The following is a 10792-nucleotide window of genomic DNA, read 5'->3' as shown; positions in this document are numbered from 1 at the left end:
CGGTCACAGGCTCTGTCCCGACCAAGAACTCCACCACCCTGAAATACACTCAGCACGACGAAAATAGATCAAGAAAACACCGAGACTATGAACAAAAACCAGACACACGGAGCAAACACCATCATCAAGAAGCCAACACCATCATCAAGAACTCTGCACCATTAACAAGTTAGCGATTACCCACCATCGTAGCCGCGCATCCCCGTCATCCTGATTGTGTACCCGTCATCCTGAACTTGTTTCAGGATCTGTACTTACCTACAACCCCCAGATACTGAAATAAATTCAGCATGACGACAAGCGGCAACGCGCCTAAACGGGACACTAAAATAAACTCATCATAGATAACTGACAAAGTATTAAAGCTATACTACACTGAATAAGTGTAAATTTTATGTTAACAAAAGGAGCTTGTGATATGAATACTCAAATCTATGTTTATATATTACAGTCAGTAGACGGCCGTTATTACACAGGTTGTTGTGATGAACTTGATATCGTATTGGCTAAATACGACAAATATAACAAGCTGTTGTTAGACAATGATATAAGCTTACCCGCTAAACTCGTACATCAACAGAAATTTAAAACGGAAGAAGAAGCCAGAGAAATAGCAAGTGAAATTAGACAATGGAGTAAAAAAGAAAAACAATTTCTTATTAACAATGATTGGCCTGAAATATCTAAATTAGCGAAAAAATTTATTTACTAATAGGCTTGTCAATATGAAACAGCCGCATATTTATATAATGACAAATATAAAAAATACGACACTATACATAGGTGTAACGAGTCAGCTAGTTCAGAGGGTCTATCAACATAAATCTAAACTTACATTAGGCTTCACCCATAAATATAACCTGAATAAATTAGTATATTTTGAGTCATTTGAAACGATGTACGATGCGATAACAAGAGAAAAGCAACTTAAAAACTGGCGAAGGGCCTGGAAGGAAAATTTAATAGAACAAATAAACCCTAATTGGCTAGATCTGAGTAAGGACTTATAAAATACCTCATAAAAGAAAGGCCCACCTAGCTCTCGACTGTGTAACGAAAACCAGACACAAACACAGCTAGTCTAAACACAAAACCGCCATCCTGAATCCACCACCGTCATCCAGAGCCACCACCGTCATCCTGAATGTAAAACCGTCATCCAGAGCCTATTACCGTCATCCTGAACTCGTTTCAGGATCTGTACTTATAAGCAAAAAAAAACCAGATACTGAAATATATTCAGCATGACGACAAAGAACTACGTAATTCTACGTGTATGTCCCTTTATCCAGACACAAGCACTAAAAGCATGACACCAAAATCGTCATCCAGAGCCAACTACAGTCATCCTGAACGTAATACCGTCATCCTGAACTCGTTTCAGGATCTGTACTTATAAGCAAAAAAAACCAGATACTGAAATGAATTCAGCATGACGATAGAATAACTACGTAATTCTACGTGTATGTCCCTTTATCCAGATACAAGCACTAAAAGCATGACACCAAAATCGTCATCCAGAGCCAACTACAGTCATCCTGAACGTAATACCGTCATCCTGAACTCGTTTCAGGATCTGTACTTAGAAGCAAAAACCCCAGATACTGAAATAAATTCAGCATGACGATAGAATAACTACGTAATTCTAAGTGTATGTCCCTTTATCCAGACACAAGCACTAAAAGCCTGACACCAAAACCGTCATCCAGAGCCCACTACCGTCATCCTGAACTCGTTTCAGGATCTGTACTTAGAAGCAAAAAAACCCAGATACTGAAATAAATTCAGCATGACGACAAAGAACTACGTAATTCTAAGTGTATGTCCCGTTATCCTGAACTCGTTTCAGGATCTGTACTTATAAGCAAAAAAACCAGATATTGAAATAAATTCAGCATGACGACAAAGAACTACGTAATTCTACCTGTATGTCCCGTTATTCTGACCCAAATACCGTCATCCTGAACTCGTTTCAAGATCTGTACTTAAAAGCATTAATATATAAAAAGTAAACAACCCATTATTTCATAATCCTTAAGTTAAACGAAAAAATTGCACGTTTAGTTAATTATCTGAAATGAATATTAATTAATCAGTAATGAATTTTTATTTGCTAAAAACAAAAAAAAAACATTAATATAACAACTTTATTACAAGTATCTGTGCGTTGACCTTTACATAAGTTAATTTAATACAGTATAATTTGCATGCTTTAATAGGGAAGTGTCCTATTGTTATTCAAATAGTTAAGTATGGAAAATTTGCAAGTGCCAAATCAGAATCAATCGAATCATAATAGTACTCAGCAATCCACTACACCCTTTTCTCCAGAAGCGCTTTTGCTTTCTCAGCAAATGGCTCAGCAACTTACCGAAAAAAACAACTCAGACGATGAAATTGACTTAGCAGAATTATGGCGAGCGATATGGTCAGGAAAATATATTATCATCGTTATTTCCATTATCTTCGCAGCTTCTTCAGTTGCTTTTGCCTTATCAAAACCTGATATTTATAAAGCATCAATTTTATTAGCCCCCGCCTCATCAGATTCTGGTGGTGGAATGGGAGCACTTGCCGGACAGTTTGGTGGTTTAGCTAGTCTTGCTGGAATTAGTTTAGGTGGTGGTAGTGATAAAATAGCACTTGCTCTAGAAATTATAAAAACACGCTCATTTTTAGAAAACTTTATTAGTAAACATGAATTGCTCGTACCGCTTATGGCAAGTGAGAATTGGGACAGAGCAACAGACTCTCTCGTTATTAATAAAGAACTTTATGATAGTATAAATAAAAAATGGATAAGAGAAGTTTCATTCCCTAAAATTTCAGCACCATCTTCATGGGAAGCGTATAACCAATTTTTAAGCTTATTAACGATTTCACAAGATAAAACAACATCATTAGTGACTATCGATATTGAGTTTTATTCACCGGATATTGCAAAAAAATGGTTGATTTGGTTAGTTAGCGACGTTAACAACTTTATGCGCGAAAAAGATGAACAAGAAGCCCAAGCGTCAATAGATTACTTAACCAAACAGTTAGGAAATACTGAAGTTAGTGCTATGGAAACTGTTTTTTATCAATTGATTGAAGAACAAACGAAAAATATGATGTTAACTAAGGTTTCAACAGAGTATGTTTTAAAAACGATTGACCCTGCACAAGTGCCAGAACAAAAATCTGGCCCTAAGCGTGCATTAATTGTAGTACTAGGTACAATGCTGGGTGGTATATTGTCGATACTTATCGTATTAATCAGGCATTTTACTAATAACAATAAATTGACTAAAACTAAGGAAGAAATTAGCGTAAGCTAATAAGACATTATAATGGACGTATTTATCTCTGCACTTACCGCATTTTGCTTTGCCTTCATCGCAATTAAGTTCTTTAAACCAGTAGCAATAGAAGTTGGCTTAGTTGACAAACCCAGCGAACGAAAATTGCATGCCGGACATATTCCGCTTATTGGCGGAATTTCAATCTTTATGGCGGTACTCATGGCAAGCCTTTTATGGCTACCGAATACCTTAGAGCTTCGTATGTATCTTATAGCATCAGCGATGATGGTATTTATTGGCGCGGTAGACGACAAATTCGATTTGAAAGTACGTATTAGAATTATTGGGCAGCTCATTGTTGCCAGTTTAATGATATACGGTGTTGGTGGCTATATATCAAACTTGGGTGATTTATTTGGCTTAGGTAACGTAACACTTGGCCCTATAGGTATTATATTTACTTATGTCGGTATTATTGTTGTTATCAATGCTTTTAATATGGTTGACGGTATTGATGGTTTGATCGGCAGCTTAAGCATTAATACTTTTACGGCTATCGCTATTCTATTTATCATGAGCGGACAAAACGATTACGTGAGTTACCCGTTAATACTTGCTACGGCGACTATCCCCTATTTAATTTTTAATTTAGGTTTAGCGTCCAAAGCAAAAAAAATATTCATGGGTGACGCAGGCAGCATGTTTATTGGCTTGAGTGTTATTTGGTTGCTTACTATGGGCACTCAAAATGAAAACGCTTCATTTCGCCCAGTAACCGCTCTATGGATTTGTGCGATTCCATTAATGGATATGTTAGCAATAGTGGTACGTCGTTATAAAAATGGAAAGTCGCCTTTTAAACCAGACAGAGATCACCTCCATCATATACTTCAAAGAGTAGGTTACAGCTCACGACAAGCATTAGTCATTATTTCTACCTTTGCAGTAGTAATGTCAGTAATTGGTTTGGCGGGTGAATATTTTGTTATACCAGATGTAATTATGCTGACAGGTTTTATTTTTATCTTTGCTTGTTATGTTCTGGTAATAAGAAAGATTACAAAATTTGAAAGAGTAAAATAGGGAAGCCTATTGATATTAATGAAGAATTTAATGGCTAAACCCTTGTTAAAAAATTTTTTTAATGATTGAAAGGTTAGTTGAGTGTCTCAATGACGACTATTTTTGTCTCATGAACAATAAATAACTGAGTTTTGGTGTTAAAAAGTTTCAACCCAATTATTTTTAAATTGCAGTCTACCAATTTTAAATGTGGTGACTTTTACAGAGTTTTTTAAATGTTTGATAAAGAAAATACAAAAATAGCAATCATTGGTCTTGGTTATGTCGGCCTTCCGTTAGCCGTAGAGTTTGGTAAAAAATATAATACTGTTGGTTTTGATATTAACCAAACACGCGTGCGTGAATTACGTGAAGGGATGGATTCAACATTAGAATGCTCTGTCGATGAATTAAAAGAAGCACTAAAACTAAGCTATTCAGCTTCAACTGACGATTTAAAAGCATGTACCGTATATATCGTTACCGTGCCTACACCTATTGATGATCACAAACAGCCTGATTTAACACCTCTTGTCAAAGCGAGTAAAATGCTTGGAAAAGTCGTTAGTAAAGGCGATATCATTATTTACGAGTCAACAGTTTACCCTGGAGCGACTGAAGAAGAATGTATACCCGTTGTTGAACGCATTTCTGGCTTAACGTTTAATAAAGATTTTTATGCTGGCTACTCCCCTGAGAGAATTAATCCAGGTGACAAAGAACATCGCGTAACCAATATTTTAAAAGTTACCTCTGGTTCAACGCCTGAAATTGCAGAAAAAGTTGATCAACTGTATAAATCAATCATCACGGCTGGTACTCATAAGGCGAGCTCTATTAAAGTTGCTGAAGCCGCAAAAGTTATAGAAAATACTCAACGTGATGTCAATATTGCTTTGATCAATGAACTTTCAATTATTTTTAATAAGTTAGATGTTGATACGCTTGAAGTGTTAGAGGCCGCAGGTACAAAATGGAACTTCTTACCCTTCAGACCTGGCCTAGTCGGAGGTCATTGTATTGGTGTAGACCCTTATTATTTAACTCATAAAGCACAATCTGTAGGTTATAATCCTGAAATGATTTTAGCGGGTCGACGTTTGAATGATAGTATGGGTAAGTATGTTGTTTCACAATTAGTGAAGCAAATGCTAAAAAGGAAGATCCAAGTTCACGGTGCTAATGTACTAGTAATGGGATTAACCTTTAAAGAAAATTGCCCTGATTTAAGAAACACTAAGGTGGTAGACATTGTTAACGAACTTAAAGAATACAATGTCAATGTTGATATTACCGACCCTTGGTGCTCTAATGAAAATGCTCAATCTGAATATGGATTGTCACTCATTGAACCTAAACCAGAACAGTACGATGCTATTATTTTGGCGGTAGCACATGATGAATTTAAAAATATAGGAGCTAAAGGAATTAAAGCTTTAGCTAAGGAAAAACACGTATTGTATGACTTAAAGTACGTATTGGATAAAAACGAAGTAGACTGTCGTTTATAAACACATATTTGTGAATTAAAACTTAATTGGAACTGTTAATGAAAAATTTTGCTCTTATTGGTGCCGCTGGTTATATTGCACCTCGTCATATGAAGGCTATTAAAGAAACTGGTAATAATTTAGTTGCAGCGTTAGATAAAAATGACTCTGTTGGTATTATCGATAGCCATTTTCCAAATGCAGATTTTTTTACTGAGTATGAACGTTTTGATCGCCACATAGATTTATTAAAGCGAAGTGGAACAAAAATAGATTATGTTAGTATAGCAACACCTAATTATTTACATGACTCGCATATTCGCTTTGCACTTCGGAATGATGCGCATTCAATTTGTGAAAAACCACTGGTTTTAAATCCTCACAATATAGATGCGTTAAAAGTAGTACAAGATGAAACAGGTAAGCAAGTTTATAATATTCTTCAATTACGCTTACATCAAAGTATTATCGATTTGAAAGCATATGTTGCTGATGAAATTGATAAAAATCCAAACAAAGTGTTCGATGTAGACTTAACTTATTTAACAAGCCGTGGTCACTGGTATTTTACCTCATGGAAAGGCGATGATAACAAATCAGGTGGCATAGCAACTAATATAGGTGTTCATTTTTATGACATGCTAGGTTGGGTTTTTGGTGATATTGTTAAAAATGAAGCGCATTTAAAAGAAGAAAGTGCCAATGCAGGTTATTTAGAGTTTAAACACGCTAAGGTTCGCTGGTTCTTATCAGTAAACTATGAATATATTCCTGAAGAAATCAAAGCTGCCGGACAAAGAACATATCGTTCAATTACCGTTGATGGGAACGAAATTGAATTTTCTGGTGGCTTTACTGATCTTCACACAAAAAGCTACGAACATATCTTGAATGGTGGTGGTTTTGGCTTGGAAGAAGCACGAAAAAGTATTGAAATAGTAAGTGACATTCGTAATCAGGATGTCGTTACAAACTCTTCTGATTTTCACCCTTTTGTTAGTAAAGTTATTAACAAATCTGTTAGTAAATAATAGAGGAATTTATGGCTGATTATTATAAACATGAAAGCGCAATTGTTGACGAAGGTGCCACTATTGGCGCTGACTCTCGTGTATGGCACTTTGCTCATGTTTGTGCAGAAGCGAAAATAGGCAAGGCTGTTTCATTAGGGCAAAATGTATTCGTTGGTAATAAAGTCACTATTGGCGATAAATGCAAAATACAAAATAACGTTTCAGTGTATGACAACGTTCACCTTGAAGCTGAAGTGTTTTGTGGCCCGAGTATGGTTTTTACCAATGTTTATAACCCTCGTTCTGGTGTCGAGCGTAAAGACGAATACCGCAATACTGTTGTTAAAAAAGGCGCCACCCTTGGAGCCAATTGCACGTTAGTATGCGGGGTTACTATTGGTAAATATGCTTTTGTCGGCGCTGGAGCAGTTATTAACAAAAATGTTAAGCCCTACGCTTTAATGGTAGGTGTCCCTGCTAAGCAAATTGGTTGGATGAGTAAATTTGGTGAGCAATTGGATTTGCCATTAACAGGTAATGGTAAAGTACTTTGTCAGCATACAGGTATGCAATACCTACTTACGGACGGTCACCTAACTCAGATAACAGAGTAAATTAGATGCAATTTATAGATCTTCAAGCACAATATCAACACCTGAAGCAAAAGATAGATAAGCGGATACAAACTGTATTAGATCATGGGAAATATATCATGGGCCCCGAAGTTAAAGAGCTTGAAGATAAGCTAGCTGAATATGTTGGGGTCAAGCATGCGATTACCTGTGCTAATGGTACAGACGCGTTAACATTAACAATGATGGTTTTAGATATAAAAGAAGGGGATGCTGTTTTTTGCCCTACTTTTACTTTTTTTGCTACTGCAGAAGTAATTGCCTTTGCCAAAGCTACTCCCGTTTTTGTTGATTCGGACGAGCAAACTTTCAATATCTGTACGCTAGATCTAGAAAAAAGAATTCAGCAAGTCATCAGTGAAGGTAAGTTGAATTTACGAGCTATTATTGCGGTCGATCTATTTGGTTTGCCAGCTAATTATCCGGAATTAGAACGTATAGCTAAAAAATATAACTTAAAACTAATTGAAGATGCCGCACAAGGTTTTGGTGGCTCCATTGAAGGTAAAAAAGCTGGTAGCTTTGGTGATTTAGCTACGACCAGTTTCTTTCCTGCTAAACCTTTAGGTTGTTATGGTGACGGCGGTGCAGTTTTTACCAATAATGATGAATATGCATCATTGCTTCGCTCATATCGAGTTCATGGCAAAGGACAAGATAAGTACGACAATGTTCGTATAGGGGTTAATTCTAGACTTGATACTATACAAGCTGCCGTTCTATTAGAAAAATTAGCCGAATTCCCTGTAGAATTGAAAGCTCGAAATAATGCAGCTAACAAGTATAATGAGGAACTTCGTTTTTCATTAACAACTCCAACAGTACCAGAGGGGTACTACTCATCTTGGGCTCAATATACTCTGGTTTCTGATACGAGGGAGCTAGAAATGATCAAATATAAAGCTCTAAATATCCCTACAATGATATATTATGGGTGTTGTATGCACCAGCAAACTGCATTTTCAGCTCTAAAGTATACCGATGAAGATTTCCCTGTAGCGAGCCGATTAGTCAAGGAAGTCTTTAGTCTACCAATGCACGGTTATATGTTGAATAGTTCAGGTGATTAAACCTAAAAATAAGTTTCACTCAGACATTTTAAAAATGTTTAGTGGCAATATGATAGGACAAGTATTGGGATTAATTTCTATCCCTGTAGTGACTAGAATATATGCGCCAGAATTGTATGGTGAATATAGTATGTATTTGCAGCTTGTTATAGCGACCTCAATATTATTGAGTTTTAGATACGAGCATTTGTTAATACTTTCATCTTCACATAAGGCTGCTGTAAATAACTTAAAAAGCATCATGATGATAGCCTTGGTGGCATCATTGATCTTACCCATTTTTATATTAAGTAATAAAAACCTAGTAGAACAGTATTATTCTGTAAAATTAGATAATTACTTGATATTAATTTTGGTTTTTTCGGGATTATTAACTTGCTTATCCTACGGATTAGAACAAAACCTTCAAAAGAAGGAGGTTTTTTTTAGAAGCACCCTAGGAGATGTTTTTTCTAAAGTCGTATTCTTTATATTTGCAGTTATATGTGCCTATAGCAGCTTAAAAGAATATGGTCTGTTGCTATCTTTGATGCTAGGTCTATCTATAAAAGTTATTTATTTGTTGTGGATTTCTAAATTTGATGTGTTAGCTGGAAAACAACGGTTTAGCTTTAAGGAATTAAAAGGTCTCTCTAAACGTTCATTAGCACTTGTGTATTCGCACCTTTTGCTAGTTTCTACTCAACTTTTGCCGCTCCAGTATGTTGCCGCTAATTTTGGTAAAAATACACTAGGTCAATTTTCATTGTCATTAGCTACATTAAGTTTGGTGGTGTTGTTGGGTTCTCAACCCATGAGTAAAGTTTACTTTCAGAGGATGTCAAAAACTAATACAAATCAAGAGCGATTAGATTTGTGGAATCAAACAATCAAATTAGCAATTATGATCTCCTCCCCAGTATTTATTGTAATTTATTTTACAAGTGATTGGGGATATCAATTCGTATTTGGAGAAAACTGGAATGAGGCAGGTTCTCTTGCGAAAATTCTTTTATTTAGCTCATATTTTGCATTCATCTCTAGACCAATGGAGTCAACTAGCTTAGCGCTAAATATATGGTGGTATTCCCCGTTATGGCATTCGCTTAGAGTGTTCTCTATGTATCTTTTATTTGAGTATTTAGAGAAAAACGATATTCAGTTAGAGCAATCTCTTGAATATTTTGTATATCTGTTAATTATAGTTTATATAATAGATATTGTTGTCCAGCGAACTTTTTTGAAAAGAAATCATGAAGAAAAAAATTACAAAAGAATCATTAATTGAATCCTTGATTGACCTAGGTATTAAAAAGGGCGACATATTATTTTTGTCTGCTGATTTAATGAGAATTGGTTATTTTAATAAAAATATCGACACAACCTTGAAGGACTGGGTGGAAATATTACAGTCTGTCGTAGGGAAAGACGGTACACTTATAATCCCTTCTAACACTACCTGTTTTTCACGGTTCAAAAAGAGCAAGGACATTGTGTTTACGCCTGATAGCGCACCTAACAGTGGTTCTTTATCGACGGCATTTTATTTATATGCTGACGTAATAAGAAGCACGCATCCGACAAACTCATGTTTCGGAATTGGCCCAAAAGCTGAATTTATACTGGATGGGCATGATGAAAAAAGCCTTTCATATTCAATTTATGGAAAAATTATAGAATTAGGTGGTAAAAACTTAATGCTAGGGACTGTAGAAGATAACCGTAATTCACCTATGCCATTTCATTTTTGCCAAGAAGTATTAGGGCATACTCGTAGTCATCCGTTAGCAAATTTACAACAAACATATTTCATTAATTCCAAAAATAACAAAACTTTGTTTACAAGAAAAGATGTAGGGGGATGTACTGGAGGGGCAATAAATACGTTTGGTGAGCATATTGCTCAAAAAGCTATCAAGTTCGGACCCATTGGAAAGTCTCTTTCTGCGTTAGTTGACACCAAAAAATCTAGCGTTGTGTTAATGAAGATCTTTAATGAACGACCTTATTTAATTAAGTGTAATAACAAAGATTGTCTAAGCTGTTATGGAAGATACATCTATAACGGGTTTGGAGTGATAAAATTCTATTCTAAACATATTCCACAATTAGTGTGTAAAATACTAACTATTATGAAAAGGAAAGTATTTATCATTATCAAAAAAAATAAAAAGACATAAAATTATTTTTCAGATAAAGCATCTCTGAGATACAGGAAAATTACAGATAACATTTTAAATTAATTGTATTCTTGCGTCTTGA

At 35.5% G+C, this 10792-nt stretch carries 10 protein-coding genes; all 10 read left to right on the top strand.

The genetic code is table 11. The annotated features are described in order from the left end of the window. Window positions 1-418 precede the first annotated feature (418 nt). The 10 genes from H4J73_RS02100 to H4J73_RS02055 all read left to right on the top strand — a co-directional run bounded on the left by H4J73_RS02100 (window position 419) and on the right by H4J73_RS02055 (window position 10710). Window positions 419-712 carry a hypothetical protein gene (locus H4J73_RS02100; protein ID WP_182176905.1) on the top strand — a complete coding sequence of 98 codons (294 nt, stop codon included), beginning with the start codon at window positions 419-421 and terminating at the stop codon, window positions 710-712. Window positions 713-725: 13 nt separating this feature from the next. Continuing rightward, window positions 726-1010, top strand: coding sequence for a GIY-YIG nuclease family protein (locus H4J73_RS02095; protein WP_182176904.1), 285 nt, complete (start codon window positions 726-728; stop codon window positions 1008-1010). 1242 nt (window positions 1011-2252) lie between these two features. After that, on the top strand, window positions 2253-3320 hold the full coding sequence (locus tag H4J73_RS02090) for a Wzz/FepE/Etk N-terminal domain-containing protein (RefSeq protein WP_310649689.1): 1068 nt from the start codon (window positions 2253-2255) through the stop codon (window positions 3318-3320). A 12-nt stretch (window positions 3321-3332) separates the two neighbouring features. After that, on the top strand, window positions 3333-4367 hold the full coding sequence (gene wecA, locus H4J73_RS02085; protein ID WP_182223655.1) for a UDP-N-acetylglucosamine--undecaprenyl-phosphate N-acetylglucosaminephosphotransferase: 1035 nt from the start codon (window positions 3333-3335) through the stop codon (window positions 4365-4367). A 215-nt stretch (window positions 4368-4582) separates the two neighbouring features. Further along, on the top strand, window positions 4583-5857 hold the full coding sequence (tviB, locus tag H4J73_RS02080) for a Vi polysaccharide biosynthesis UDP-N-acetylglucosamine C-6 dehydrogenase TviB (protein ID WP_182223656.1): 1275 nt from the start codon (window positions 4583-4585) through the stop codon (window positions 5855-5857). A 38-nt stretch (window positions 5858-5895) separates the two neighbouring features. Next, entirely contained in the window at window positions 5896-6867 is a 972-nt protein-coding gene (locus H4J73_RS02075; protein WP_182223657.1) for a Gfo/Idh/MocA family protein, read from the top strand. A gap of 11 nt (window positions 6868-6878) precedes the next feature. Continuing rightward, on the top strand, window positions 6879-7463 hold the full coding sequence (locus tag H4J73_RS02070; RefSeq protein WP_182223658.1) for an acyltransferase: 585 nt from the start codon (window positions 6879-6881) through the stop codon (window positions 7461-7463). A 5-nt stretch (window positions 7464-7468) separates the two neighbouring features. Next, window positions 7469-8551, top strand: coding sequence for a DegT/DnrJ/EryC1/StrS aminotransferase family protein (locus H4J73_RS02065; protein ID WP_182223659.1), 1083 nt, complete (start codon window positions 7469-7471; stop codon window positions 8549-8551). 34 nt (window positions 8552-8585) lie between these two features. Then, window positions 8586-9818, top strand: a complete 1233-nt coding sequence (locus tag H4J73_RS02060; protein WP_259367924.1) for a lipopolysaccharide biosynthesis protein — start codon at window positions 8586-8588, stop codon at window positions 9816-9818. Then, a complete protein-coding gene (locus H4J73_RS02055) occupies window positions 9784-10710 on the top strand; it encodes an AAC(3) family N-acetyltransferase (protein ID WP_182223661.1) in 927 nt (308 codons plus the stop codon). Before H4J73_RS02060 ends, H4J73_RS02055 begins: the two co-directional genes overlap by 35 nt. Window positions 10711-10792 lie beyond the last annotated feature (82 nt).

The organism is Colwellia sp. MB3u-41 (assembly GCF_014076845.1).
Taxonomy (GTDB): Bacteria; Pseudomonadota; Gammaproteobacteria; order Enterobacterales; family Alteromonadaceae; genus Colwellia_A.
Note: the sequence above shows the minus strand (reverse complement) of the source record. Positions and strands in the feature narration are given on the sequence as shown.

What these genes read in the sequence shown, in the direction of transcription:
- H4J73_RS02100 (WP_182176905.1), top strand. Translation starts at nt 419, where the DNA reads ATGAATACTCAAATCTATGTTTATATATTACAGTCAGTAGACGGCCGT.
- H4J73_RS02095 (WP_182176904.1), top strand. Translation starts at nt 726, where the DNA reads ATGAAACAGCCGCATATTTATATAATGACAAATATAAAAAATACGACA.
- H4J73_RS02090 (WP_310649689.1), top strand. Translation starts at nt 2,253, where the DNA reads ATGGAAAATTTGCAAGTGCCAAATCAGAATCAATCGAATCATAATAGT.
- wecA (WP_182223655.1), top strand. Translation starts at nt 3,333, where the DNA reads ATGGACGTATTTATCTCTGCACTTACCGCATTTTGCTTTGCCTTCATC.
- tviB (WP_182223656.1), top strand. Translation starts at nt 4,583, where the DNA reads ATGTTTGATAAAGAAAATACAAAAATAGCAATCATTGGTCTTGGTTAT.
- H4J73_RS02075 (WP_182223657.1), top strand. Translation starts at nt 5,896, where the DNA reads ATGAAAAATTTTGCTCTTATTGGTGCCGCTGGTTATATTGCACCTCGT.
- H4J73_RS02070 (WP_182223658.1), top strand. Translation starts at nt 6,879, where the DNA reads ATGGCTGATTATTATAAACATGAAAGCGCAATTGTTGACGAAGGTGCC.
- H4J73_RS02065 (WP_182223659.1), top strand. Translation starts at nt 7,469, where the DNA reads ATGCAATTTATAGATCTTCAAGCACAATATCAACACCTGAAGCAAAAG.
- H4J73_RS02060 (WP_259367924.1), top strand. Translation starts at nt 8,586, where the DNA reads ATGTTTAGTGGCAATATGATAGGACAAGTATTGGGATTAATTTCTATC.
- H4J73_RS02055 (WP_182223661.1), top strand. Translation starts at nt 9,784, where the DNA reads ATGAAGAAAAAAATTACAAAAGAATCATTAATTGAATCCTTGATTGAC.